Annotated in this window: 24 protein-coding genes; 22 read left to right on the top strand and 2 right to left on the bottom strand. The window is 36.7% G+C overall.

Going from position 1 to position 26377, the window contains the following annotated elements:
• Positions 1-276 precede the first annotated feature (276 nt).
• A complete protein-coding gene (locus EG342_RS09485; protein WP_103291612.1) occupies positions 277-2310 on the top strand; it encodes a YCF48-related protein in 2034 nt (677 codons plus the stop codon).
• A gap of 98 nt (positions 2311-2408) precedes the next feature.
• Positions 2409-3014, top strand: a complete 606-nt coding sequence (locus tag EG342_RS09480; RefSeq protein WP_103291614.1) for an IMPACT family protein — start codon at positions 2409-2411, stop codon at positions 3012-3014.
• Here the strand turns inward: EG342_RS09480 and EG342_RS09475 are convergent.
• Entirely contained in the window at positions 3011-3721 is a 711-nt protein-coding gene (locus EG342_RS09475) for a zinc metallopeptidase (RefSeq protein WP_185126895.1), read from the bottom strand. The genes EG342_RS09480 and EG342_RS09475 overlap by 4 nt on opposite strands.
• Before the next feature lie 104 nt (positions 3722-3825).
• Between EG342_RS09475 and EG342_RS09470 the strand changes: the two genes are divergently transcribed.
• From EG342_RS09470 to EG342_RS25470, 20 genes are all read left to right on the top strand, one after another.
• Positions 3826-4959, top strand: a complete 1134-nt coding sequence (locus tag EG342_RS09470; protein WP_103291617.1) for a GTP cyclohydrolase — start codon at positions 3826-3828, stop codon at positions 4957-4959.
• Between the two features lie 69 nt (positions 4960-5028).
• A complete protein-coding gene (locus EG342_RS25135) occupies positions 5029-5205 on the top strand; it encodes a hypothetical protein (protein ID WP_164465166.1) in 177 nt (58 codons plus the stop codon).
• Positions 5206-5327: 122 nt separating this feature from the next.
• Positions 5328-5699, top strand: coding sequence for an NADH-quinone oxidoreductase subunit A (locus EG342_RS09465; protein WP_103291619.1), 372 nt, complete (start codon positions 5328-5330; stop codon positions 5697-5699).
• Positions 5700-5777: 78 nt separating this feature from the next.
• Positions 5778-6338, top strand: coding sequence for an NADH-quinone oxidoreductase subunit B (locus tag EG342_RS09460; protein ID WP_002983540.1), 561 nt, complete (start codon positions 5778-5780; stop codon positions 6336-6338).
• A gap of 6 nt (positions 6339-6344) precedes the next feature.
• On the top strand, positions 6345-6839 hold the full coding sequence (locus EG342_RS09455; RefSeq protein WP_103291620.1) for an NADH-quinone oxidoreductase subunit C: 495 nt from the start codon (positions 6345-6347) through the stop codon (positions 6837-6839).
• Between the two features lie 62 nt (positions 6840-6901).
• The gene (nuoD, locus tag EG342_RS09450; protein WP_103291621.1) at positions 6902-8125 is read left to right on the top strand and encodes an NADH dehydrogenase (quinone) subunit D; all 1224 of its coding nucleotides are present in this window, start codon (positions 6902-6904) and stop codon (positions 8123-8125) included.
• Positions 8126-8252: 127 nt separating this feature from the next.
• The gene (locus EG342_RS09445) at positions 8253-8762 is read left to right on the top strand and encodes an NADH-quinone oxidoreductase subunit NuoE family protein (protein ID WP_103291622.1); all 510 of its coding nucleotides are present in this window, start codon (positions 8253-8255) and stop codon (positions 8760-8762) included.
• A gap of 78 nt (positions 8763-8840) precedes the next feature.
• Complete coding sequence (gene nuoF / locus EG342_RS09440) at positions 8841-10199, top strand: NADH-quinone oxidoreductase subunit NuoF (protein ID WP_047382176.1); 1359 nt, start codon at positions 8841-8843, stop codon at positions 10197-10199.
• A gap of 27 nt (positions 10200-10226) precedes the next feature.
• The gene (locus EG342_RS09435) at positions 10227-11075 is read left to right on the top strand and encodes a hypothetical protein (protein WP_103291720.1); all 849 of its coding nucleotides are present in this window, start codon (positions 10227-10229) and stop codon (positions 11073-11075) included.
• 41 nt (positions 11076-11116) lie between these two features.
• On the top strand, positions 11117-12115 hold the full coding sequence (locus tag EG342_RS09430) for an NADH-quinone oxidoreductase subunit G (RefSeq protein WP_103291623.1): 999 nt from the start codon (positions 11117-11119) through the stop codon (positions 12113-12115).
• Positions 12116-12228: 113 nt separating this feature from the next.
• The gene (gene nuoH, locus EG342_RS09425) at positions 12229-13293 is read left to right on the top strand and encodes an NADH-quinone oxidoreductase subunit NuoH (RefSeq protein ID WP_103291624.1); all 1065 of its coding nucleotides are present in this window, start codon (positions 12229-12231) and stop codon (positions 13291-13293) included.
• Between the two features lie 124 nt (positions 13294-13417).
• A complete protein-coding gene (locus tag EG342_RS09420; RefSeq protein WP_034703566.1) occupies positions 13418-13975 on the top strand; it encodes a NuoI/complex I 23 kDa subunit family protein in 558 nt (185 codons plus the stop codon).
• Positions 13975-14472, top strand: a complete 498-nt coding sequence (locus EG342_RS09415; protein ID WP_103291625.1) for an NADH-quinone oxidoreductase subunit J family protein — start codon at positions 13975-13977, stop codon at positions 14470-14472. The genes EG342_RS09420 and EG342_RS09415 overlap by 1 nt, the downstream gene beginning before the upstream one ends.
• A gap of 4 nt (positions 14473-14476) precedes the next feature.
• Complete coding sequence (nuoK, locus tag EG342_RS09410; protein WP_045492868.1) at positions 14477-14806, top strand: NADH-quinone oxidoreductase subunit NuoK; 330 nt, start codon at positions 14477-14479, stop codon at positions 14804-14806.
• 2 nt (positions 14807-14808) lie between these two features.
• Positions 14809-16722 carry an NADH-quinone oxidoreductase subunit L gene (gene nuoL, locus EG342_RS09405; protein WP_103291626.1) on the top strand — a complete coding sequence of 638 codons (1914 nt, stop codon included), beginning with the start codon at positions 14809-14811 and terminating at the stop codon, positions 16720-16722.
• 2 nt (positions 16723-16724) lie between these two features.
• On the top strand, positions 16725-18218 hold the full coding sequence (locus EG342_RS09400) for a complex I subunit 4 family protein (RefSeq protein WP_103291627.1): 1494 nt from the start codon (positions 16725-16727) through the stop codon (positions 18216-18218).
• A 151-nt stretch (positions 18219-18369) separates the two neighbouring features.
• Positions 18370-19749 carry an NADH-quinone oxidoreductase subunit N gene (locus EG342_RS09395; RefSeq protein WP_103291628.1) on the top strand — a complete coding sequence of 460 codons (1380 nt, stop codon included), beginning with the start codon at positions 18370-18372 and terminating at the stop codon, positions 19747-19749.
• A gap of 336 nt (positions 19750-20085) precedes the next feature.
• On the top strand, positions 20086-22551 hold the full coding sequence (locus tag EG342_RS09390; protein WP_103291629.1) for a TonB-dependent receptor plug domain-containing protein: 2466 nt from the start codon (positions 20086-20088) through the stop codon (positions 22549-22551).
• Between the two features lie 249 nt (positions 22552-22800).
• Positions 22801-23802, top strand: coding sequence for a hypothetical protein (locus EG342_RS25475; protein WP_246008762.1), 1002 nt, complete (start codon positions 22801-22803; stop codon positions 23800-23802).
• A gap of 45 nt (positions 23803-23847) precedes the next feature.
• Positions 23848-25110, top strand: coding sequence for a hypothetical protein (locus EG342_RS25470; protein ID WP_246008761.1), 1263 nt, complete (start codon positions 23848-23850; stop codon positions 25108-25110).
• A gap of 66 nt (positions 25111-25176) precedes the next feature.
• On the opposite strand, the gene EG342_RS09380 is transcribed toward EG342_RS25470, so the two are convergent.
• A complete protein-coding gene (locus EG342_RS09380) occupies positions 25177-26352 on the bottom strand; it encodes a Pycsar system effector family protein (RefSeq protein ID WP_103291630.1) in 1176 nt (391 codons plus the stop codon).
• Positions 26353-26377 lie beyond the last annotated feature (25 nt).

Below are 26377 nucleotides of genomic sequence, written 5' to 3'. Positions count from 1 at the left end.
ATTTCTTTTCTGCTTTTTTCTGTTAAAAACAGGTTTAATGTAGTCAAATATCTGATGCAAAACAGAAATCGATTACTCTTTCTTTACAAAAATGAATACACGACACACAACCAACCAAAACACTGTAAAACAAACACATAAAACATTATATCCGAAAATATTTTTCTATAAGAATGCATTTAAAAAATGATATAGATCTGTTTTTTACCTCTATATATTTCCACAAAACATTCATTCATCCTGAATTTATATATTTGCTAAAAATAATAACCTTATATGAACAAGCTCTTTAGTGTTCTTTTTTTGAGCATAATTTCTATTCTTCAATCGCAGGAATGGAAATATTTAACTCCTGTAAAGGGGTATTCTATAATCAAAAATTTAGAAGTTACCCCAAATCAAACTGTATACATCGTAGACAAAGACAAGGCTGCCTCTTCATCCAGAGATAGCGGAATTACGTGGCGAAAACTTTTCAGATCTGGATGCTTAGACATTCAAATGCTTAACGATAATGTAGGTTTCGTTTTAAAAGATTATCAGATTTTCAAAACTACAGATGCTTTTGCTACTTCCACACCATACCCTGTAAGTAGTGATTTCTTGAAAAACATGTATTTTGTTAATGAATCTGTTGGTTTCGTCTGTGGTAATACAGGTGTAATTTATAAAACAACCAATGGAGGAGTCAGCTTCACCTCCGTATCTCTTTCTATCAATACAACCTTAAATGATGTTTTCTTTATCAATCCGAACATAGGATTTGTAGCTGGAGAAAATGGCACATTATACAAGACGACCAACCAGGGAGCAACCTGGATCCCAACTCCTCTAAATACAACCGGAATTGACAAAATCCTTTTCATTAATGATAATGAAGGGTATGTTACAGGAAATAGCGGAGGAATTTTCAAAACAACAGACCAGGGAAACACCTGGATAGCTTTAAGCACCAATACCCAATCCCGCTTGTATGATATTAAATACAATACTGGAAAATTATATGCTGTAGGCAGCGATAACAGGTTATTAAAATCTTCAGATATGGGACAGACCTGGACACAGCAAAGACTGATTGACGCCTTCCCTTATAACAGTCTCTATTCTATAGGATTTGTAAATGGCAATATTTTGGTAGGCGGTGATGCTAATATTTATAAATCGACCAATGGTACAAACTGGACTATCCAGGTGCCGGGGATATATCAATCTAACTTGAAAAACATATCTTTCGGTAATGATGACAAAGGAGTTATCGTAGGAAATCAAACTGGCTATAGTGTAGTATATTATACTGAAAATGGAGGATACAACTGGACCAACAAAAAAGCAACCTTCACTCTGGATGCTTTCAAAGGTGCACATATAAGAGAAAACGGCAAAGGAGTCCTTATTGGTAATGGAAACCATTCTTTCACATCAGATTTTGGTAAGACGTGGGATAATTCAAACATAATCAATCATCCCACATTTGTATCTCCTTACTGGCTTAAAAGTAATGGTGATGTCTTATTAGGAACTGCATCCCCCTATGTTTCACCCAACAATGGAATACACTTATTTACAACATCTAATACCTCTTATTTTACACTAACTGATAAGGTTGAAACAATCCAATTTTATAATGATATGATTGGCTATGCCGGAACATACCAAAAGCTTTATAAAACAACAGACGGAGGAATAACATGGAATAACATTTACAATGTACCAACATCAATAACTTATATCAATATTATTAATATAAACAAGATACAGATAGGCACAGATAATGACATGCATTATATTAGTAGTAATGCCGGTTCTACCTGGACTGAAAATACAGATGATGATCAATACCATTATATTAGTGACCTTATAGGCTATCGCATGGATTCCGGTTGGGACATATACAGAACAGCAGACGGAGGCCTAACATCGCAACTTGTTGTTCCGAGTACTAACTATTTTAATTTTAATCTGGTAACAATTAATGACATAAAATTTTTTAAAAATAAAATTATTGCTGTTGGAACAACTTCAGATATTTTCATCGTGGAATTCCCTGATCAAACTCTTGGAACCAATGAAAATGAAAAAGCAAAAGATAGTCCAAATAATCAGATATATCCTAATCCTACAACAGCTTCGGTTTTCTTTAAAACACCAATCACTTTAGACAAAGTTCAGGTTTATGATGTACAGGGAAAAATAATGACATTTATAAAAGAGAACAACGGAATTAATATCTCACACTTGGAGTCTGGAACTTATTTTATCAAATTTGAAACCAATGGAAAATGGTTCACACAAAAAATCCTAAAAAAATAAATATTCATGGAAGCCATCAAAATTTGATGGCTTCTTTATTTATATGCTAAAAATTAATAAAGCATTTAATACTTTTGCATGACAAAGCCGGAACCAGAATGACGTTTGAATACAAAACCATAGAAAAACCTATAGAAAACACTTTAATAAAGGAAAAGGGAAGCAAGTTCATCGGATTTGCCTTTCCTGTACATCATGAAACTGAGTTAAGGGCTGCATTGGAAAAGATCAGAGAAGAACATCCAAAGGCCACTCACCATTGTTATGCTTTCAGAATAGGGTTAAATGGGGAGAATTATCGGGCGAATGATGACGGTGAACCTTCCGGAAGTGCAGGGTTACCGATTTACAATCAGTTACTGGCTCATGAAATTACCAATATTCTGGTTATTGTTGTTCGTTATTACGGAGGAACAAAACTCGGTGTTTCAGGTTTGGTGAAAGCTTACAAAGAATCTGCAAAGGTTACTCTGGAAGAAGCCAATATCATTACAAAAGAATTGGAAACAGAAGTTGAAATTCAATTCAATTTTAATCAACAAAATACCATTTTCACTTTACTTTCAAAATTTGATGCCAAGGTCCTAAGTTTTGATGCTAATGAAAATTGTATCCTGACAGCCTCTTTAAAACTGGTGCAAAAAGAAAACATCTCGGAAAAATTATCCGAGATGCAATATGTTTCATTTGAATTTAAAGATTAATCTCTTCTTCCTCCGAGAAGTAAAGAACCCCAATACAACAGCTGTGCTAATGATCCGATAGCTGCGACCACATAAGTTCTGGCAGCCCATTTTAAACTATCCTGTACTCCGACAAATTCTTCCTGGGTTACAGTACCAGTATCTTTCAGCCATTTCATTGCTCTGTTACTCGCATCATATTCTACCGGTAACGTTACAAATGCAAAAAGAGTCGTCATCGCAAACATGGCTACCCCAATCGCTAAAACGGTTGTATTTCCATTTGGATTTTCGATTGTTCTTGATGCTGCCATAATCGCAATACCTGCGATAAGGACAAACTGCATCAGATTAGAACTTATATTAACAATAGGAACCAGTTTCGAACGTAAATTCAGCATAGCATACCCTACGGCATGTTGTACGGCATGTCCGCACTCATGTGCTGCTACAGCTGCAGCGGCTGCATTTCTCTGCATATAGACTCCTTCAGAAAGGTTTACTGTTTTATCTGCCGGATTATAGTGGTCCGTCAACTGCCCAGGAACCGATATTACCTGAACATCATTAATCCCGTTATCTCTCAACATCTTTTCCGCTACTTCTTTCCCCGAAAGGCCATTTCGAAGATGTACATTGGAATAATATTCAAATTTAGATTTCAACCTGGATGAAACCCACCAGCTGACCAGCATTGAAATTCCAATAATGATATAATAACCCACCATTTTATATAGATTTTGTGTTCAATTTTTAAGCATAATGATATAAAAACTGTGCCAAAGTATACGATATTATTATTTATATTTGTCCTTAAATTACCTCAAAAAACATGTCTAGAATTTCAATTATTGAAGTAAAAACAGCTGACCAGCTCAAGCAATTCGTAAGATTTCCGATGGATTTATATAAAAATAATCCATACTACGTTCCATCCTTTATTAAAGATGAAATGAAAATCTGGGATGCAAAAGAAAATCCGGCCTTAGATTATTCAGAATCCAAACAGTTTCTGGCTATAAGAGACCAGAAGATAGTTGGAAGAATTGCTGTAATTATTAATCATAAAGAAGAAAAAGAATTAGACATTAAAAAAGTTCGGTTTGGCTGGATAGATTTCATTGATGACGCCGAAGTTTCCAAAGCTTTAATCCAAACAGCAATTGATTATGCCAAAGCACACAATCTTAACAAGATTGAAGGCCCAATGGGGTTCACCAATCTTGACAAGGCAGGTATGCTGACCATGGGGTTCGACAAACTGGCAACCATGATTGGAATTTATAATCATGCCTATTATCCTAAACATCTTGAAAATCTTGGATTAACCAAAGAAAAAGAATGGGTAGAATATGAAATGAATTTCCCGAAAGTACTTCCTGAAAAAGTAGAAAAATTCAGTGGATTAATTGCTCAGAAATACAAACTTAAAGTTCTTAATTTCAAATCTAAAGATGAAATACTTCCTTATGTAGAACCCATGTTTAAGTTATTGGATGAGACCTATAAACATCTTTCTACTTATACCCCGATTTCCGACGAACAGATCAAAACGTACAAAGAGAAATACTTCCCTCTTATTGATAAAAACTATGTGATATGTGTGGTAGATGAAAATCAGCAACTGGTATCTTTTGCTATTACAATGCCCTCTTATTCTAAGGCTTTACAGAAGTCGAAAGGAAAACTATTCCCCTTCGGATGGTGGCATTTCTTACAGGCTACAAAAAAGAACGACCGAGCCAATTTTTACCTGATCGGAATCCATCCTGAATACCAGAGACGTGGTGTAACGGCTATTATCTTTAAAGAAATTTTTGTCCGGTTTACAAGTATGGGAATTAATTTTGCAGAAACCAATCCTGAACTGGAAGAAAATAAAAGTGTACAGGTTCTTTGGCAGGATTACAATCCTGTAAATCATAAAAGAAGAAGAACGTACTCACTTGAGATAAATGATAAATGATGAATGATGAGTAAGTACAACTTTACTCCTTCACTCTAAAACTCTCCCACCCTCAAACACTTTCACCTCATGAAGCCACAGCTTATCATTTTTGCCGTTTTAATCGCCGGATTTATCGTGTATAATTTCTTTTTTCAGTCACCGGATGACAAAACAAATACGCTGATCAATATTGTTTTCGCCAGTCTCCTTTTTGGATATATTTCATTTATGGCCTACACTCTCCTTAAAAAAATGAAGAAATAACCTGTTATTTTTATTGATTCTAAATTATCGGTTTTCCTAATTTTCATCCGACTTTTAAGCTCATAAATTTCATGCTTTCTTGTTTATTCGCTAAATTTGCAAATTGAGATAATAATGCAAAAATGAATTTACCTGAAAGTTATATTCCAATCCTTATCCAGGCTGGTGTAGCAGTAGGATTTGTAGCTGTTTCTTTGCTTGGGGCACATTTCCTGGGGCCACAACAGAAAAAAGGAAACTCTGTGAAAAACCAAAGCTGGGAATGTGGAGTTCCTAGTGAAGGAAATGCAAGAACACCGTTTTCTATCAAGTACTTCCTGACTGCGGTATTGTTTGTACTATTCGATATTGAAATCGTATTTTTTTATCCCTACGCGGTAAACTTCAGAGAATTCGGCATGGAAGGATTCCTGGCAGTACTTACATTCGTGGCCATCTTCTTCATGGCGTTTTTCTATGTTTGGAAACGTGGTGCGTTAGATTGGGATAAATAAAGTAAATTATGAATTTTGAATGATGGGTTTTGAATCAATAATCCAGCATTTATAATTCAAAATCAAAAATCAAAGAAAATGTCAGATAAAAAACCAGTAATAAGAACAGATGCACCTGCTCCCGAAGGCTATGAAGGAGAAGGGTTTTTCGCAACAAAACTGAGCAGTGTAATCGGGATGGCAAGAAAGTTTTCACTTTGGCCATTACCATTTGCTACCTCTTGTTGTGGTATCGAGTTTATGGCTACCCTGAACCCTACTTATGATGCTTCAAGATTTGGTATGGAAAGAAACTCTTTCTCCCCAAGACAAGCAGATATGCTGATGGTTTGCGGAACTATATCAAAGAAATTAGGACCAGTCCTAAAAGAAGTATACACTCAGATGGCTGAACCCAAATGGGTGGTAGCCGTTGGAGCTTGTGCTTCTAGCGGTGGTATTTTTGATACCTATTCCGTACTTCAGGGAATTGATAAAATTATTCCGGTAGACGTATACGTTCCGGGATGTCCTCCAAGACCTGAACAGATCATTGAAGGAGTAATGCAGGTACAGGCTCTTGCAGAAAGCGAAAGCATCAGAAGAAGAGATATGCCTGAATACCAGAAGTTATTAGATTCTTACAACATAAGCAACTAAACGGAAATGACGAACGAATTTGTATTAGAAGCAATCACGAGAGAATTTCCGGAATCTGTTATTTCAAGCTCAGAACCTTACGGGATGCTGACTATTGAAGTAAAGAAAGAAGATATCAAGAAAATCATTCACTATCTTAAAGATTCATCATTGGAATTTAATTTCCTTACCGATATCTGTGGAATTCATTATCCTGAATTTCCGGAAAAGGAAATAGGAGTTGTGTATCATTTGCATAATATGATGACCAATGTAAGATTACGTCTGAAAATCTTTATGTCCAGAGAAAATATCGAAGTAGATTCTCTTGTAGATTTATTTGCGGGTGCCAACTGGATGGAAAGAGAAACTTTTGATTTCTATGGAATTAAATTTAAAGGACATCCGGATTTGAGACCTATCCTGAATATGGAAGATCTGGGATACCATCCAATGTTGAAGGAATATCGCCTTGAAGACGGTACAAGAACCGATAAGGATGATAATATGTTCGGAAGATAAAAAAGCGAATGGCCAATGGCTGCTAGCCAATAGCCGGAAGCAAATAGCTAAAAGCAATCATTATGAAAGATAACTCATTATCTAATATACTAAACCAGTACGAAAGTAAGGAACAGATTGACGGACAATTATACACCCTCAATTTAGGACCTACCCACCCTGCTACCCACGGGATTTTCCAGAATATCTTAACGATGGATGGAGAAAGAATCCTTCACGCTGAGCAAACGGTAGGATATATCCACAGAGCATTTGAAAAAATTTCTGAAAGAAGAAACTATTCTCAGATCACCACCCTTACTGACCGTATGAATTACTGTTCTGCACCCATCAACAATTTGGGTTGGCACATGACAGTTGAGAAGCTGATTGGCGTTGAAGTTCCTAAGCGTGTAGACTATATGCGTGTTATCTTAATGGAATTAGCAAGAATCGGTGACCACCTGATCTGTAACGGGGTAACCGGAATGGACTCAGGAGCGATTACAGGTCTTACGTATATGTTCATCGAAAGAGAACGTATTTACGATATGTATGAGCAGATTTGCGGAGCGAGGATGACCACCAATATGGGAAGAATCGGAGGGTTCGAAAGAGATTTCACACCTAAATTCCATGAGTTATTACAGGACTTCTTAAAAACCTTCCCTGGAAGATTTAAAGAATTCGGTACTTTATTAGAAAGAAACAGGATTTTCATGGACAGAACCATTGGTACAGGAGCTATTTCTGCCGAAAGAGCATTAAGCTATGGTTTCACAGGTCCAAACTTACGTGCAGCAGGCGTAGATTACGATGTGAGAGTTGCACAGCCTTATTCATCATACGAAGATTTCGACTTTATTATTCCTGTAGGAACTTCAGGAGATACTTACGACCGTTTCATGGTTCGTCAACAGGAAATCTGGGAATCACTTAAAATCATCAAACAAGCATACGAAAACCTTCCGGAAGGACCATTCCACGCGGATGTTCCTGATTTCTATCTTCCTGAAAAGGCAGATGTATATCAGAAAATGGAAGCATTGATCTACCATTTCAAAATTGTAATGGGAGAAACTGATGTACCGAAAGGAGAAGTTTACCATGCTGTAGAAGGTGGAAACGGAGAATTAGGTTTCTATCTTGTGAGTGACGGAGGAAGAAGTCCTTACAGACTTCACTTCAGAAGACCATGTTTCATCTACTATCAGGCATATCCTGAAATGATTACAGGTTCTGTAATTTCAGATGCTATTGTAACGATGTGTAGTATGAATATTATTGCGGGAGAATTAGACGCATAATAGATTAGACTAAAAAGATAATAGAAGAAAAGATAATAGACTTTCTTCACCCAATATAAAACGAATTTAGAACACGAATTTCAGAGTCTATTCTCTTTTTTTAATGTTCTTTAATCTTAGATAAAAAATGAGCGAAACAATAGCTTTTAAACCGGAAAGTTTAGCACAGGTACACAAAATTATCGCAAGATATCCTGAAGGAAGACAGAAATCTGCTCTTCTTCCCGTACTTCACTTGGCACAGAAAGAATTCGGAGGATGGTTAGATGTTCCTGTGATGGATTATGTTGCCGGACTATTAAGTATCAAACCGATCGAAGTATATGAAGTGGCTACTTTCTATACGATGTTCAACATGAAGCCGGTAGGTAAATATGTTTTGGAAGTTTGCAGAACAGGACCTTGTATGGTTTGTGGAAGCGAAAAAATCCTTGACCATATCAGAACCAAACTGAACATTAAGGATGGGGAAACTACTGAAGACGGTATGTTCACCTTAAAGCCAGCTGAATGTCTTGGAGCATGCGGATACGCACCCATGCTACAGCTTGGAAAATTCTTTCATGAAAATTTAACGATAGAAAAAGTAGATGAAATCCTTGATCTTTGCAGACAGGGACAACTTGCTTTAGACTAAATAAATTTTAACACATTAAAAATAGCCATAAGCTAAAAGCCACGAGCCAATAGCTGAACGCTAAAAGCATAATAAACAATGAGTAAAAAACTTTTACTTAAAGACGCACATATAGAAGGTATTCGCTACTTTGAAACGTACCGTAAACAGGGAGGTTACACAGCGGCAGAAAAAGCCTTGAAGATGACTCCTGATGAAATTCTTGAAGAAGTAAAAGCTTCAGGACTAAGAGGACGTGGTGGAGCCGGATTTCCAACAGGGATGAAATGGAGCTTTTTGGCAAAACCAGAGGGCGTTCCAAGACACCTTGTGGTAAATGCAGATGAATCTGAGCCTGGAACATTCAAGGACAGATATTTAATGGAATTCCTTCCTCATTTATTGATTGAAGGAATGCTGATCTCATCTTACTGTTTAGGTTCAAATGTTTCTTATATCTACATCCGTGGAGAGTATTCCTGGATTCCTGATATTTTAGAAGAAGCAATTGAAGAAGCCAAAGCAGCAGGGTTTTTAGGTAAAAATATCCTTGGAACAGGTTTCGATTGTGAAATTTATGTTCAGAGAGGAGGTGGAGCATACATCTGTGGTGAGGAAACTGCATTGCTTGAATCCCTTGAAGGAAAAAGAGGTAACCCAAGATTAAAACCACCATTCCCGGCGGTAAAAGGTCTTTGGGAAAGACCAACGGTAGTAAACAATGTTGAGTCTATTGCAGCAATCGTTCCAATCATTGATATTACAGGTGCTGAGTATGCTAAAATCGGGGTAGGAAGATCTACAGGTACGAAATTGATTTCTGCTTGTGGAAACATCAACAAACCGGGGGTATACGAAATTGATATGACCATCACTGTAGAAGAATTCATCTACTCAGATGAATATTGCGGTGGTATTAAAGACGGTAAAAAATTAAAGGCTTGTATTCCTGGAGGAAGTTCTGTTCCAATCGTTCCAGCAAACTTATTGTTGAGAACCGTGAACGGAGAGCCAAGATATATGAACTATGAATCATTAGCAGATGGTGGTTTTGCTACCGGAACAATGATGGGTTCAGGAGGTTTCATCGTGTTGGATGAAGATCAGTGTATTGTAGATCACACAATGACTTTAGCAAGATTCTACAATCACGAAAGTTGTGGACAATGTACCCCTTGCCGTGAAGGTACAGGATGGATGTACAAGATTTTGAAAAAAATTGAGAAAGGAGAAGGAAAAATGGAAGATATCGATCTACTTTGGGATATTCAGAGAAAAATCGAAGGAAACACGATCTGTCCATTAGGTGATGCCGCAGCTTGGCCGGTTGCAGCAGCAATCCGTCACTTCAGAGATGAATTTGAGTGGCACGTGAAAAACCCTGAGTTGTCTCAAACTCAAAACTATGGATTAGCACATTATGCAGATCCTATTCCGGCCGTTGAAAAAAACGCGTAAATGAAAAAGTTATTGGTTGTCGGCTTAATGATGTCGAGTTTAGTTTTCGGACAAAAAAAGGAAAAAGATACTTTGATAGATAGAAGCATGGATTCGTTTGAAACCACTTCTGTTAAGAAACCTGAACCTTTGAGTAAAAAGGGACAGATGTTTGTTTTCTTTGGATGGAACAGGGCAATATTCAGTAATTCTGATATTCGTTTCAAAGGAAATGGTTATGATTTTCAACTGAATAATGTAACTGCTCAGGATAGGCCAACAAAATTTGGTATTGTTTACATTAATCCGGGATGGTTTACGGTAGTTCAGTACAATTTCAGAGCAGGATATTTTATTAAAGATAATTTAGCACTTGTCCTTGGAATTGACCATATGAAGTATGTGATGGATCAGAACCAGACTGTTAATTTCAAGGGACATATTTCAGATCCTGAATATGCCGGAATGGTACAGAACGGGCAGGTAAATCTTGCAGATGAGAAGTTCCTTACTTTTGAACATACAGACGGACTTAATTATGAAAACTTAGGTCTGGAAAGGTATCAAAGTCTGATCAACAAAAAAAATGTTGACTTAGTCTGGTCTTATGGTGCCGGAATCGGGGTAATGTTTCCAAAAAGTAATATAAAGCTTTTTGGTAATGAAAGAAGTGACCGTTTTCATGTAGCAGGTATGGGAACTGACGTAAGAGCCAGTCTTAACTTAGTTTTGTGGAACCACTGGATGGTAAGAGTAGAAGGAAAAGCCGGTTATATTAACATGTGGGATATTAAAACCACATTGAATAATAAACCAGACAAAGCCCAGCAGGATTTTGTTTTCGGACAGGTTATGGCGGGAGTTGGATATACATTTAATACGAAAAAATATAAATAACAAAGCCTGTTGCTTAACGCATAAAGCTTAAAGCATATAATATGAGCGAAGAAGTTAAAAAATTCAAAATAACTATAGACGGACAGACTGCTGAAGTTTTGCCTGGTACTTCTATTCTGGAAGCTGCGAGACAAATCGGTGGTAAATCTGTACCTCCTGCGATGTGCTACTACAGCAAGTTAGAAACCAGTGGAGGAAGATGCAGAACTTGTCTTGTAGAAGTTTCTAAAGGATCTGAAGCTGATCCCCGTCCTATGCCGAAATTGGTTGCAAGTTGCAGAACCAACGTTATGGATGGTATGGAAGTAAAAAACCTTACTTCTGAGAAAGCTCAGGAAGGAAGAAAAGCGGTTACCGAATTCTTATTGGTTAATCACCCGCTAGACTGTCCTGTTTGTGATCAGGCCGGTGAATGCCATCTTCAGGATCTTGGATATGAGCACGGAAACCTTGAGACTAGAACAGAATTCGAAAGAAATACTTACGAAGCTGATGATCTTGGACCGAACATCAAACTGAACATGAACCGTTGTATTCTTTGTGCAAGATGCGTATTAGCAGCCAACCAATTAACAGGTGAAAGAGAGCACGGAATTCTTTTCAGAGGAGATCATGCTGAAATTTCTACCTATTTAAATAAGGCTTTAGATAATGACTTCATTGGAAACGTTATCGACGTTTGTCCTGTAGGAGCATTAACAGACAGAACATCCCGTTTTGCAAGCAGAGTATGGTTCACTAAACCAATGAATGCTACTTGTAAATGTGATAAATGTTCCGGGAAAGCTGTTGTTTGGATGAAAGGTGACGAAATTGTAAGGGTAACTGCAAGAAAAGACCAGTGGGGTGAAGTTGAAGAATTCATCTGTGATACATGCCGTTTCGAAAGAAAAGCATTGTCAGACTGGAATATCGAAGGTCCTAGACATATCGACAGACACTCTGTCATTTCATTGAATCATTACCAGAAGCCAAAAGACGAATTGATAATGATTGATAATCCTGGTGCCAAGGAGATCAGTGAAAAAGACGAAAAATAAAATTTGAAAATTTGATAATGAGTTAATTTGAAAATGAGAGATTCCGGTGATGTGACTATAACTTCCGTCTTCCAGCTCCCATCTTCATAACTTCTAACATCTATAACAATAAAATGGATTTACTTACATTTAAACTTATACTTGTACTAGCACTTTTCCTGCTGTCATTAACGATTGCAGCCTACTCTACCTGGGCGGAAAGAAAAGTTGCCTCTATCATGCAGGATAGAATTGGTCCTAACAGAGCTGGACCTTTCGGATTGCTGCAACCTCTTGCTGACGGTGGAAAATTCTTCTTTAAGGAAGACTTTACGCCTGCCAATGCTGAAAAATTCCTTTTCGTGTTGGGACCGGCTTTAGTAATGTTTATTTCATTAATCACAGGAGCAGTAATTCCTTGGGGTAAAAGTTTAAATATTGCAGGTACTTCTTTTGATCTTCAGGTGGCTAACATTGACGTTGGTGTACTTTTCATCATCGGAATGGCTTCAATCGGGGTTTACGGAATTATGATCGGAGGTTGGGCTTCGAACAACAAATATTCATTACTAGGTGCTATCCGTGCTTCTTCTCAGATGATTTCTTATGAACTGGCAATGGGATTAGCACTTCTTTCTATCATTATGATGGCTGGAAGCTTGGATCTAAAAGTAATTACTGAAAACCAGACTCACGGAAAATTATGGGGAATTATTCCTTGGGTTTCCGGGATGAACTGGAATATTTTCTATCAGCCGGTTGCTTTCCTTGTTTTCTTTGTAGCAGCTTTGGCTGAAACCAACAGACACCCATTCGATTTACCTGAGTGTGAATCTGAATTGGTAACAGGATACTCTACAGAATACTCTTCCATGAAATTAGGATTATATATGTTCGGAGAATATGTGAACATGTTCATTTCCAATGCTTTCATGGTGGTTCTTTTCTTCGGAGGTTACAACTATCCTGGTATTGAATGGGTAACTCAACATTGGGGTGAAAACATTGCAGGAATCTTAAGTATCGTAGCATTCTTAACGAAAACGGTAATCGGAATTCTGATCTTCATGTGGATCAGATGGACGCTTCCAAGATTCAGATATGACCAGTTAATGCACTTAGGATGGAAAACATTAATCCCGATGGCATTAGTAAACCTATTAATTACAGGAGCTGTAATTTTAGCGTTTGGAAATTAAATTATCTAAACCTAACAGTTTTTAAAAACCTGTTAGGTTTGTGTGAATATTGAATATTAAAAATTAAGATAGCAGACAAGATTAGTCTAAAATCTGGTGTCTAACATCTAATATCTATAATTAAATGAAACTTACAAACAGATCAAAAGTTGTTTCCAATAAAGAAATGACCCTTGCTGAAAAAATCTACCTGCCTGCGATCTTTACAGGGATGGGGATTACATTTAAGCACGCTGTAAGAACCGTGATAAAAGGTGCTCCCGCAGTATATTCGTATCCGGAAGTACAGAAGCCAAGAACGACTATCTGGAGAGGTCAGCACGTTTTGAAAAGAGACGAAGAAGGCAGAGAAAGATGTACTGCTTGTGGACTTTGTGCGGTAGCTTGTCCTGCAGAAGCCATTACAATGACTGCTTCTGAAAGAACTAAAGAGGAAAAAGGCCTTTACAGAGAAGAAAAGTATGCTTCAGTATATGAAATCAATATGCTAAGATGTATTTTCTGTGGTATGTGTGAGGAGGCTTGTCCTAAATCTGCCATCTATCTTACCGACAGATTGGTAGACGTAGAAACCAACAGAGGATCTTTCATTTACGGAAAAGATAAATTAGTTGAAAAAATAAATGAAAGGATTGACATCACGACAAGACAATCCGAGAAACAAAAAAATGCGGTAAAATAATGGATCAGTTTTTATTTTTCTTGGTGGCGTTTTTAGCAGTGGCAAGTGCAGTGTATTTTGTATTTGCAAGAAATCCTTTATATGCTATTTTGTCATTGATTGTTACGATGTTTTCAATTGCCGGAATGTACATTCTTTTGAATGCTCAGTTCCTTGCAATTATCCAGATTATAGTGTACGCAGGTGCCATCATGGTACTTTTCCTTTACATTTTAATGATGCTTAACCTTAATAAAGCAGACGAAAGTAAGAAGGGTAATACTTTAAAATTTATTGGAGTTTTTACTGCAGGTCTTCTTTTAGTTGGAGTTTTAGGGGTATTCAGAGGTGTTCAGCAAAACCATATTGTGGTAGAGAATGTAGACAGAAGTATTGGTCTTACTAAAAATCTGGGTAGACTTTTGTTTAATGAATATGTTTTACCGTTTGAGCTTGCTTCTATCCTGATTTTAGCAGGTATTGTAGGCGCGGTATTAATCGGTAAAAAAGATTTATAAAATTATGGGAGAAGTAAATACTTTTATACAAAGCATCCCTTTGAATTACTTCATTATCCTTTGTTCAGTATTATTCTGCTTAGGAGTGATGGGAGTATTGCTTAGAAAAAATGCTATTGTGATTCTGGGCTGTGTAGAGCTTATGCTGAATTCTGTAAACCTTTTGTTGGCAGCTTTTTCAGCATATAAAGGCAACGGCGACGGACAACTTTTAGTTTTCTTCATTATGGTGGTTGCAGCTGCAGAAGTAGCAGTAGGTTTGGCAATTATTGCTATGCTATATAGAAATACCCGTTCTGTAGATGTGAGTATATTTAATAAATTAAGAGGATAAGAATGGAGAATCTAGTATATGCAATAGTACTTTTACCACTTTTAGGGTTTCTTATTAACGGTTTATTCGGGAAAAATCTTCCAAAAATCTTGGTAGGTTCTTTGGCCACTGCAGCAGTATTCGGATCTTTCTGCATCGCTGTAAGTCTTTTTATGAATTTCAATTCTGAAAGCCAGCCCGTAATCGTAAAAGCTTTTGAATGGTTTAGAGTAAATGGTATTCAAATCAATTTTGGATTCCAGATTGATCAGCTTTCATTAATGATGATCATGATTATCACAGGGATCGGTTCACTGATCCACTTATACTCTATCGGATATATGAGTCATGATAAAGGATTCTATAAGTTTTTTACTTACCTGAATCTTTTCATCTTCTCTATGTTACTTTTAGTAATGGGAAGCAACTATCTTATCCTATTCATCGGATGGGAAGGTGTAGGTCTTTGTTCTTACCTGTTGATCGGATTCTGGTATACCAACGAAGAATATGGTAAAGCGGCAAGAAAAGCTTTCATCATGAACAGAATTGGTGACCTTGCGTTATTGATCGGTATCTTTATGATCGCTTCTCAGACCAATGCTGTAGATTATCTTTCTGTAGCAGAGAATGCTTCAAAATTTGAATTAGACGGAACAGTGATCATCTTTATCACAGCGAGTTTATTCATCGGTGCAACCGGTAAATCAGCTCAGGTTCCTTTATATACATGGTTACCGGACGCAATGGCCGGACCAACTCCCGTATCAGCCTTGATCCACGCGGCAACGATGGTAACGGCGGGGGTCTATTTGGTAGTAAGATCAAATTTCTTATTTACTTTAGCTCCAACGGTACAGGGAGGAATTTTATTAATCGGATTCTTAACTGCAGCTTTAGCAGGATTCTATGCACTACGCCAAAACGACATCAAAAAAGTATTGGCATACTCTACAGTTTCACAACTTGGATTTATGTTTATCGCTTTAGGTCTTGGTGCTTATACAACAGCAATGTTCCACGTAATGACACATGCTTTCTTTAAAGCGTTATTGTTCTTAGGAGCTGGTTCTGTAATCCATGCAATGAGCAACGAGCAGGATATGCGTTTCATGGGAGGTCTTAAAAAATATATTCCTCTTACCCACGCTACCTTCCTGATCGGAACATTAGCCATCTCGGGTTTCCCTTTATTATCAGGGATGATATCCAAAGACGAAATTTTAGTAGCAGCTTTCGCTAAAAATCCAATGTACTGGGTAATCTTATTTGTTTTAGCGGCAATCACTGCAACGTATATGTTCAGACTGTACTATTTGACATTCCACGGAGAATTCAGAGGTACTGAAGAACAAAAACACCACTTACATGAAAGCCCGTCTAATATGACATTACCATTGATCGTATTGGCTATCCTTTCTGTAATCGGAGGTTTCATCAACCTGCCACACTTCATCGGTCATGGGCATTATGCCAAACTGATGGAATGGTTAAAGCCTGTTCTTACGGAACAAAGCTACAACCAGATGGAAGCTACTCTTTCAGGAGTAGATTTCAATACTGAAATGATCTTATTAGCAGCAACAGTACTGATGTTCTTCTCTGTATGGTTTATCGTTAGAAATACCTACGTGAAAAAGAAAAAAATGGCTATTGCAGAAGAAAGCTATACCGGATGGGAAAAGCTTTCTGCTAAGAAATTATACGTTGACGAACTTTACAACGCATTGATTGTAAAAACTGTTGAAGGATTAGGACGCGGAGGAAAGATGTTTGATAAGGGGATCTTAGACCGTTTTGTAAACTTTGTAGGTGATGGTGCTGAAGACAGCGGAAAAGCTATGAAGCGTGTTCAAAACGGAAATGTAGAGACGTATATTCTTATCATGTCTTTAGCAGTGGGAATTATATTAATTGTTAACTTTTTATTACAATAATAATGTCTTGTTTATTATTAACATTATTACTATTACCTCTAGTAGGTTCGGGATTAGTTTTTGCATGGAAGGGTAATTCCAGCAAATATTTGGCGCTTGGAATTGCATTGGTACAGATGCTTCTTACTTTCTATGCACTTTCGGATTTTGATTTTACTCCGACAGTAGACAGTAAGCTTCAGTACGAAATCACTTATCCATGGTCACAATTTATTAAAAGTACTCTTCATTTCGGAATTGACGGGATGAGTATGCTGCTTTTATTATTGACCAATATTTTAGCACCAATCATCATTTTATCTTCTTTCAACGAAAATGTAAATTACAGAAATACATTCTACGGTTTGATTCTGTTGATGCAATTTGGTCTTGTGGGAGTATTTACTTCTTTAGACGGATTATTATTCTACATTTTCTGGGAAGTAACTTTGATTCCAATTTGGTTTATTGCCGGACTTTGGGGACAAGAGAATAAAAGGTTCGAATTCACTACGAAATTCTTCGTATATACATTCGTTGGATCTTTATTTATGTTAGCCGGATTGATCTATGTGTACAACCACTCTGCATCATTCGCTTTAACTGATCTTTACAATGCGCAACTGAACGAAACACAACAGACTGTGGTATTCTGGTTTATCTTCTTTGCTTTTGCAGTGAAATTACCGGTATTCCCTTTCCATACCTGGCAGCCTGATACCTATACCTACTCTCCTACTCAGGGATCGATGTTGTTATCCGGTATCATGCTTAAAATGGCAGTATATGGCGTAATGCGTTATTTACTCCCAATCACTCCAATTCCTATTGCAGGAATTTCCGGGCAGATTGTGATTATTCTTGCTATTGTAGGAATTGTTCACGGAGCACTGATCGCGATTATCCAAAGTGATATGAAGAGAATCATTGCCTATTCATCTTTCTCTCACGTAGGGTTGATGGTAGCCGGTATCTTCGCTTCAGCAGTAGTTACTTTAAGAGGAACATTCAATGTTGAAGGTGCTGAAGGAGCACTGGTACAAACTTTTGCTCACGGTATTAACGTAGTAGGATTATTCTACTGTTGTGATATTTTATACAAGAGATTTAAGTCAAGAGACATCAGACAAATGGGTGGATTAGCGAAAGTTGCTCCGAAGTTTGCCGTTTTGTTCCTGATCATTATATTAGGTTCAATGGGAGTTCCATTGACGAATGGGTTCATCGGGGAATTTATTCTATTGAAATCAGTGTATGATTTTAACGGAACAGCAGCAGTAATTGCTGGTCTTACGATCATTCTTGCAGCAGTGTACTTATTGAGATTCTACGGAAAAGCAATGTTTGGAGAAGGAGATGCAGCAGTTCTAAGTACAGCAAAAGATTTATCAGGAGTAGAATTTTCTGTATTGGCAAGTTTAGCGGTTTTTGTGATTTTACTTGGTATCTTCCCTCAACCGATAATCGATATGGTGGGTAGTTCAGTGAAGTTTATCTACATGGCGATGGCTAACTAAAAAATTAAAAGATTTAAAAATTAAAAAATTAAGAGATTAGAGAGAATAAAGATAAAGAAGCAGAGATAAGAGACGGAAATTTTTCAACCCGGAACTTTAAACTCTAAACCTTGAACTTTAAACTTTAAATCTCAAATCTCAAATCTATATTATGAGTGTTTTAATTATTGTTTTCCTAACGGCAGTTATTGCGTTATTTTCAGGAGTTTTTGAACAAGGAAAATTCGCAAGATACATTGGGATTTTGGGATTAATCATTGCATTGTACGTAAGTTTCATGCCGGAATGTTCGTTCTTCGATCATTACAAGCATATGTATGAATACAGCGCTAATGCTGCATTATTTACCAAAATATCAATTGTAACAACCTTATTGTTATTCTTCCTTGGAGGTTTTGCTTTCAGCAACCACAGAAGCCACCAGTCGGAATTATATGCATTGATGCTATTTGCATTGGTGGGAGGAATTGTACTTTTCGGATACCAGAACTTAGTAACCATGTTCTTAGGTATTGAAATCCTTTCTATTCCGTTATATGTAATGGCAGGAGCCAACAAAACCGATCTTAGATCAAACGAAGCTTCAATCAAGTATTTCTTAATGGGTGCATTTGCGACAGGTTTCTTACTTTTCGGAATTGCCTTCATCTACGGAAGTACAGGTAGCTTTGATTTATATAAAATCCATGACTTTGGAGTAGCAAATGCATCGAATGTAATGTTCATCTTAGGAGTATTACTGATTCTTTGTGCATTGGCATTCAAAGTGGCATTAGCTCCTTTCCATATGTGGAGCCCGGATGTATACGCGGGATCTCCTTCATTGATCACGGCTTTCATGGCGAGTGTGGTAAAAATTTCAGGTTTCTTTGCCTTGTTCAGATTGATGACAATCGGATTTGCCGGAGTAACCCACGAATGGATCAATGTTCTGGGAGTATTCTTAATCATTACATTGCTTTTGGCAAACGTTATGGGTCTTGCTCAGACGAATGCAAAAAGAATGTTGGCATACTCTTCAGTTTCCCACGCAGGATACATCGGATTGGTATTCTTCGGAATGACAAGCCTTTCTACGTATAACTTAGCGTTCTATTTATTCGCTTATTCATTATCTACAGTAGGCGTTTTCATGTGCTTGATCTGGGTAGAGAAATTAAAAAGAGAAACTTCTTTCGGAGCGTTCAAAGGATTGGCAAAAACAGAACCTTTACTGGCAACAGCTGCTGCAATCTCTATGCTTTCAATGGCAGGAGTTCCGTTAACAGCTGGTTTCATGGGGAAATTTGCTTTATTTTCCCAGGCTATGAACGGTGCAGCTTTCTTAGTATTAGTCGCAGTGTTGGGTTCTGCCCTATCAATCGCTTACTATTTAAGACTGATCGTTGCTATGTTCTTCTTTAAAGAATCAACATTCAAATCATCAGAAAAAGTAACACCTACTTATAATATTGTAGCAGTAGTCGTAATTGCATTGATTATTATCCTGGGAATCTTCCCGGACTTTTTCGCAAGTATGTTCGGATTGTAAACAACATTATAACAAAATAATACTAAAACCTTTCAGCCAACTGGAAGGTTTTTTTAGTTTAAAAAATGAGATGAACAAGCTCAAATATATTCACTATTAAAAGAGATACCAAACAATCATTATTCTATACATTGAAAAAATATTAACTCACAGAAGCAAAAATAAAAAATTATAAACTACACAAGCTTAATTGATTAAAATTTAAAATAAAATAAACAAATGTTAATTTTAATAAAAATAAAATCTTAAAAAAAGTTAAAAATAAACATCCAAAACAAAATAACATTCGATATATTTGTCTTCTATTTCGAAAAACACACTACAAAAAACGACAAAATGATGAAGACAAACAGCAATGCCGCTGCGGCATTTTTATTATGCACCATAGGCTTAGTAAAGGCGCAGGAAAAAGACTCAGCAACCTCAAAAAAACTTGACGAGGTCGTGATGGTAGGAACCAGAACTGCTCCAAGATCAAGTATTTCTACTCCTCTACCCATTGATAATATAGACGCCGCTATTATCCAATCATCCGGGCATAGTTCCGTAGGACAAGCCTTACAGTACAGAATTCCGTCTTTCAACTCTACCAGTGCCGCCGTGCAGGATGCTACCTCGTTACTGGATCCTTTTGAAATCAGAAATATGGGATCATCAAGAACCTTGGTTTTAATCAATGGTAAAAGGAAAAATCAGTCATCCCTTATATTTACACAGAACACCATTGGTAAAGGAGAAACCGGAGCAGATCTTTCCTCTATTCCTTCTATTGCGATCAAGAAAATAGAAATTCTGCGAGATGGTGCTTCTGCACAATATGGTTCGGATGCTATTGCCGGAGTTATCAACATTCTATTGAAAGATAAAATCAACTTTACGGAAGCTAATGCCAATCTGGGATTATATTCCAAAGGAGATGGCTTTTCACAAAATTTTAACCTGATTACAGGATCTACGTTTAAAAACGGAGGCTTTCTTACTTTCTCTACCAACTTTCAAAACAATGATTACGCCTATAGAAACGGAAAGGTAAATTCATATTGGGAAGCCCAAACCTTTGGAGCCAATCAAAATGAAGTGGATGCTTATTTAGCTCAATATCCCGATGCCCAAAATAAAAATGCTTATCCAAAAAAGAACAGCATCAGTTTTTTGGTGAATACCTCAATACCCGTTTCTGAGCGTTCAAGTCTTTATGCCAACGCCTCTTTTGCGGTTAAAAAAGTAAGCAGCTTTGCCAATCACAGAGTCCCTTATTGGGTGAGTCCTAAAAATGTACTCAATTCACCGGATGGATTTACTCCAACCTTCATTGGAGATCTCACAGATTATGGAGCAACTCTGGGATATAAAACAAAAACAGAAAGCGACTGGAATATTGATCTGAGCGCCACTTTTGGAGGAAATAAAATTCTATATACTGTCGGAAACACTTTCAATGCAGCATTGGGAGCATTAAGTCCTATTAACTTTAAACCCGGAGGTTTCAGATTCAATAATATTATCGGAAATATTGATGTTTCCAAAAGGTTATCAGATCATGTTGCCCTTGCATTTGGTTCTGAAGCGAGAAGAGAAGAATACGAAATCTATGCAGGTGACCCGGCTTCGTATTATCAGACGGGTTCCATTTCGTTTCCGGGACTATCACAGGAAAATTCAGGTGTTTTCTCCAGATATAACATCGGAATATATGCAGATGCAGCTTTTGATATTTCTGAAGCAACCACATTCAATGCCACAGCACGTTTTGAGAATTTCAGCGATTTTGGGAATGCGTTAGTTTGGAAAGTGAGTGCCAGACAAAATATTATAGGAAAAAAACTGGTAGCGCGAGGATCTGTATCTACAGGTTTCCGTGCGCCAAGTCTTCAGCAGGTCTATCTTTCAACAATTCAGAATGTTTTTAATAATGGAAAGATCGTATCAGAAGGACTTTTCAATAATGTAGGTAAAGAAGCTAAGGCAATTGGTATCCCGAAGTTAGATGCAGAAAAGTCACTTAATTTCACTTTGGGACTAGGCATTCAACCCAATAAAAACTTCTCAATAACTCTTGATGGATATCTGATCAAGGTATATGACCGCATTTTACTAAGTTCCAGAATGAGTGATAAAGCTACTATTCTGGATCCTTTAAGCAGTATAGGAGTAACAACAGTTAATGCAGCGAGCTTTTTCATTAATGGAGTCGACACCAGAACCATAGGTCTTGATCTTGTGGCCAACTACAGAAATATTGATCTGGCTACAGGAAAGCTTGCCTTAAATCTTGCCATGAATATGAATCAGTCTAAAATAACGAAGAACTCGGATAAACTGAATGGTCTTAATCTTGTGGCTCCATTTAACAGAACTGAAGAAGCTCTGGCTACCACTTCAAGACCCTCATTAAAAGCCGTTCTCGGAATAGATTACACCATTAAAAAATGGAATCTATCGCTTAATAATACACTATTTGGTAAGGCAACTTACGCCAACAGTGGCATGCCGGGAGCTAACCTTGCCTGGAATGATCCTGCTGCAGGTTCACAATCTTATTTGAGATTTAAGCCCAGAATTACGACAGATCTTACCATCAATTACAACATCAATAGTAAAAACACGATTAATGTCGGAGTATTGAACATTTTTAATATTTTACCAAAATGGGAATTACGAAATCTGCCTTCGGATAAGACGTACGATGAAGTTTACAATACTGTTACTTTCAATGGACGATATCAGCAATCCAGCTATGATGCTCAACATTTCAGTATTTTCGGAACACAGTTTATATTGGGATATAATATCAAATTTTAGTCTTCATAGATTTTTAGATAATGAAAATTGCCTCAGTTCTTCGGAGGCAATTTTTTGTTCGAAATATCATTAAAAGCAAAGCAGATAGAAAATCTTCAAAAAGAAAAAGAAGAATCATTTAATGTAATATCCTTTTCTACAGTTCTTTCAGAAAAACAAAATAAAACAACAGCAAAAGATCATTTTTACCAATCCTAAACACATTTGTAACTAGTGTTTTTTTCATAACTTTACTTTAAATTTCAGCTTTTGGCTAATCTTTACAACAAAGACTCTCCCTTTCAGGTTTATATTTCATTCAAAAAGTATTTGGATGTGTTGGAACATATCCGCTATAATGACCGCCTGGAGTATAGGGTTAACTATGCCGAATCCCTTATTGACAGGACAAAGAATGTCAAAGAGCTTAAAGATGGATTTCAGGACATCCGTCTTCTGGAAAAAAATGAAGACCTCATCAGATTGCTGCTGGCTGATCTTTTCCCTACCGGCCTTACTCATAATGAAATCAAGGCAGCAAGTATTCCTCTTTCCAATATCACATTTAATTATACCGAAAGATTTAAAGGAATTCTTAAGGATGCAGGGAAAGATTTTGAAATAGAACTCAGAAATATTTCTGACAACGAATTTTATGTATTTTGTTGCTGCCTGATTCTTCAGGCCTATTTTAAAAAAGACATTAAAGGAATGATTCCGTTTTATTATGATATTCCTAATAAACAGGGAATCATGAAACATTATAAAATTACGGTAAACTCAGACTTTACTGAAATTATCCCTACAGAAAGTGCTAAAATCCCATCAGAGGATATTCTGGATATGCTTTTGGAAAATCTGGATGATTTTAACTTGTGGAAAAAATATTTTCCGTCCCAATCCTGGATACTGAAAGGATTCACCATCATATCATTGGTTGATTGTACGTCTGAAGTTGCTTTATCTGATCTTAAATCAAGCATGATTGAGATCGATCCTGAAAATCTGAATCCGAATGAAAATCTGACCGAAATTTTCAAATCTTATTTTGACGTTTCCGAGCTTAATTTCGGAATCATGACGTTCAACAAAAAAGAACAAAAGCTGGATAAGCTTCCGATCTATGAAAGTCTTTTAACCAATCATATTCTTGACTTCTGGATCAATACTTTTGATGAAGAAACCCGGAAAAACACGTTTAACAATTTAAGTAACAATTCAAAACCAATTGTTATTTCCAATGTTAATAATTTGGATGAAAACGTGAAGTAACTTCCTTCCTTCAGTATTTTAAAAAATAACAACATCAATAGTTTCATGGTGATTCCCATCATTAAAGACGGAGAACTTCTTGCGATCATGGAATTTACCTCTACTGTTGTTGGCAGTTTTAATGGTTTAAAACTCAAAAAAATGGAGTTTTTCACCGATATGGTTCTTTTCTCTTTGAGCAGGTTTTATTTTGAAAAAAATTATCAGATAGAAGCCATTATTCAACGTGAATATACTACGATTCATGACAGTGTGGTCTGGAAATTCAGGAATGAAGCGGAGAAGTATTTTACCGCTTCGATGGGAAAGAAAATGTATTCCCTGAAACAGATTTCCTTTAAAAATCTGACTCCATTATTTGGAGTTTCTGATATCCGTTCGTCTTCGGAAAAGCGTTTTAATCTGATGCTAGAAGATCTCAATCAGCAAATTGAATGGCTGAAAGATATTTTTACACTTACCAATTCAGATTCGGAAAAATTTACATTAGCTCTTGATATTTTTGAAAGTGAATTGAATCATGAAATCAAAGCGGATACGGAACAACGTTTCCAAAGGCTGCTGCGTGAGGAAATTCATCCGTTTTTACAGGGCAAGCTGGAGGTAAGAACTTCCAAAGAAATAAAAGCAAAAATTCAGGATTATTTCCTTCAGATATTGGCTCAGACAGATTTATTCTACAATCACAGAAAAAATCTGGATGATTCTATTACGCTTGTCAATAGAAAACTGGCGGATATGCTGGATGAAAGCCAAATCAAGGCTCAGCAGATCTTTCCGCATTATTATGAAAGATTTAAATCTGACGGCGTAGAGCATAATCTCTACATTGGCTCTACAATTGCTCCTGATCTTCACTATACGTCAAAAGTTGTTCATAAACTAAGATACTGGCAACTGAAAACCATCTGTAAAATGGAACTGGATTTTCAATCTTTTAAAAAAGACCTTCCTATTCAGTTGGATATTGCCTCATTAATCTTTGTCTATAACGAAAAGATAGACATTCGTTTCAGAATGGATGAAAAGCGCTTCGATGTGGACGGTGCCTACAATTCTTATTATGAAATTATCAAGAAACGTCTGGATAAAGCTCATGTAAAAGATTCTGCGGAAAGGATAACCAGTCCCGGAAAAATAACTATTGTCTACTTCGGCATGGAAAATCAGAAAGAATATCTGGAATATATTTCCAAACTTCAGAAAAAAGGTGTCCTTCAGCATGACATTGAGTTCCTTAAAGTAGAAGATCTTCAGGGAATTACCGGACTGCTTGCTTTGAGGGTTTCTTTAAGCTCAAATGATTAATCCACAAAATACGTATAAGATTTTTTCATTTCTAATTGTGGAGTTTTTCCTTGTTCAAAGTCGAAATTAAAGACTAAGAAAAGCCACTCCAAAGGATAAGACAGAAATAATAATTCCCGCCATGAAAATCTTATAGGTTATTGATAAAAGCTTATACTTCCTGTCGAGAACCTTGCCTAAGTAATATAAATCTTTCACCATAGAATCATAAATATAATCTCTGTCTTTAATCAGATCCCTCATCGCATTGTGATAGTCATCAAAAAGCATCTGCTGAAAGTTTCCGAAGAACAGCAAATTAACTTTCCTGTTGGTAATATCCTCAGATGTAAAAGTCGTTTTCGTGACATTCGGTTTGGTGGAAAGAATCGCAAATATAATGGTAAGTACGCTTGAGGTAAGCAATATAAAACTTGGCAAAATGAGATGGGCATTCTTCGGAGCATCCAGCTTCGGAACCAGCACTGAAAGACAAACTGAAATAATAATTGCATTAACCGAAAGAAGTATATTCGCTTTACTATCTGCAATATCACTTAACCTGGTGTGATTATTCAGAGTAACCCTGAACAAAGTATCAACACTTCTGTCAGATTTTTCTTTATCTTTTTTTCCTTCTGAATTGTCTTTCTTATCTTCCTTCTTCACCTCTTCCTTTTCCAGCTTCTTTTCAATTTTTTTGATATTTTTCTTCTTTAAAGGCTCCCAGTTTTCTTTCGCATAATCGGTGTAAAAGGTGTGCTTGTTTTTAAGCATATCCAGATTACCGGCATTCCATTCTTCATTGGAAAAACATCTTACGTTGGTAAGCTCCCACTCTTTTCTTAAGGCATCAGAAATATCACCATAATCATGTCCTGCAAAATGGCTGAAATCTGCATCTTTCACTATTTTCTCCAGCAATCCGTCGGGTTCATGAGTGATTTTTGTAGCAAGAATCAGCTTTTCAACATCATCAATATAAGTCTGTGGATAATTTTCCTGATGAAGAAAATCTTTCATGATCTCCACTCCTCTTTCTTCATGATTTTTCGCACATTCAATATATCCTGTATCATGAAACCATAGTGCCACAAGTACTTTTTCCTGATCCTCTTCTGAAACAGGTGTGTTTTTCATGATTTCCTCAGCCTTGTTGACTGTATAGGCAGTATGTATAAAATTATGATAAAAATATACCGAAGATAACTTATCTTTGAATAAGATTTCAACATAATTTTTAGCTTTGTGTAGAATGCTCATCCCTGAATTTTTGTTAATGTAAATT

The organism is Chryseobacterium lactis, from assembly GCF_003815875.1.
Classification (GTDB): domain Bacteria; phylum Bacteroidota; class Bacteroidia; order Flavobacteriales; family Weeksellaceae; genus Chryseobacterium; species Chryseobacterium lactis.
The sequence above is the reverse complement of the archived record's forward strand: the minus strand, read 5'-3'. Positions and strand labels throughout refer to the sequence as shown.

Coding starts and splice junctions, on each gene's coding strand:
- EG342_RS09485 (WP_103291612.1), top strand. CDS start 277: ATGAACAAGCTCTTTAGTGTTCTTTTTTTGAGCATAATTTCTATTCTT.
- EG342_RS09480 (WP_103291614.1), top strand. CDS start 2,409: ATGACGTTTGAATACAAAACCATAGAAAAACCTATAGAAAACACTTTA.
- EG342_RS09475 (WP_185126895.1), bottom strand. CDS start 3,721: ATGGTGGGTTATTATATCATTATTGGAATTTCAATGCTGGTCAGCTGG.
- EG342_RS09470 (WP_103291617.1), top strand. CDS start 3,826: ATGTCTAGAATTTCAATTATTGAAGTAAAAACAGCTGACCAGCTCAAG.
- EG342_RS25135 (WP_164465166.1), top strand. CDS start 5,029: ATGAAGCCACAGCTTATCATTTTTGCCGTTTTAATCGCCGGATTTATC.
- EG342_RS09465 (WP_103291619.1), top strand. CDS start 5,328: ATGAATTTACCTGAAAGTTATATTCCAATCCTTATCCAGGCTGGTGTA.
- EG342_RS09460 (WP_002983540.1), top strand. CDS start 5,778: ATGTCAGATAAAAAACCAGTAATAAGAACAGATGCACCTGCTCCCGAA.
- EG342_RS09455 (WP_103291620.1), top strand. CDS start 6,345: ATGACGAACGAATTTGTATTAGAAGCAATCACGAGAGAATTTCCGGAA.
- nuoD (WP_103291621.1), top strand. CDS start 6,902: ATGAAAGATAACTCATTATCTAATATACTAAACCAGTACGAAAGTAAG.
- EG342_RS09445 (WP_103291622.1), top strand. CDS start 8,253: ATGAGCGAAACAATAGCTTTTAAACCGGAAAGTTTAGCACAGGTACAC.
- nuoF (WP_047382176.1), top strand. CDS start 8,841: ATGAGTAAAAAACTTTTACTTAAAGACGCACATATAGAAGGTATTCGC.
- EG342_RS09435 (WP_103291720.1), top strand. CDS start 10,227: ATGATGTCGAGTTTAGTTTTCGGACAAAAAAAGGAAAAAGATACTTTG.
- EG342_RS09430 (WP_103291623.1), top strand. CDS start 11,117: ATGAGCGAAGAAGTTAAAAAATTCAAAATAACTATAGACGGACAGACT.
- nuoH (WP_103291624.1), top strand. CDS start 12,229: ATGGATTTACTTACATTTAAACTTATACTTGTACTAGCACTTTTCCTG.
- EG342_RS09420 (WP_034703566.1), top strand. CDS start 13,418: ATGAAACTTACAAACAGATCAAAAGTTGTTTCCAATAAAGAAATGACC.
- EG342_RS09415 (WP_103291625.1), top strand. CDS start 13,975: ATGGATCAGTTTTTATTTTTCTTGGTGGCGTTTTTAGCAGTGGCAAGT.
- nuoK (WP_045492868.1), top strand. CDS start 14,477: ATGGGAGAAGTAAATACTTTTATACAAAGCATCCCTTTGAATTACTTC.
- nuoL (WP_103291626.1), top strand. CDS start 14,809: ATGGAGAATCTAGTATATGCAATAGTACTTTTACCACTTTTAGGGTTT.
- EG342_RS09400 (WP_103291627.1), top strand. CDS start 16,725: ATGTCTTGTTTATTATTAACATTATTACTATTACCTCTAGTAGGTTCG.
- EG342_RS09395 (WP_103291628.1), top strand. CDS start 18,370: ATGAGTGTTTTAATTATTGTTTTCCTAACGGCAGTTATTGCGTTATTT.
- EG342_RS09390 (WP_103291629.1), top strand. CDS start 20,086: ATGATGAAGACAAACAGCAATGCCGCTGCGGCATTTTTATTATGCACC.
- EG342_RS25470 (WP_246008761.1), top strand. CDS start 23,848: ATGGTGATTCCCATCATTAAAGACGGAGAACTTCTTGCGATCATGGAA.
- EG342_RS09380 (WP_103291630.1), bottom strand. CDS start 26,352: ATGAGCATTCTACACAAAGCTAAAAATTATGTTGAAATCTTATTCAAA.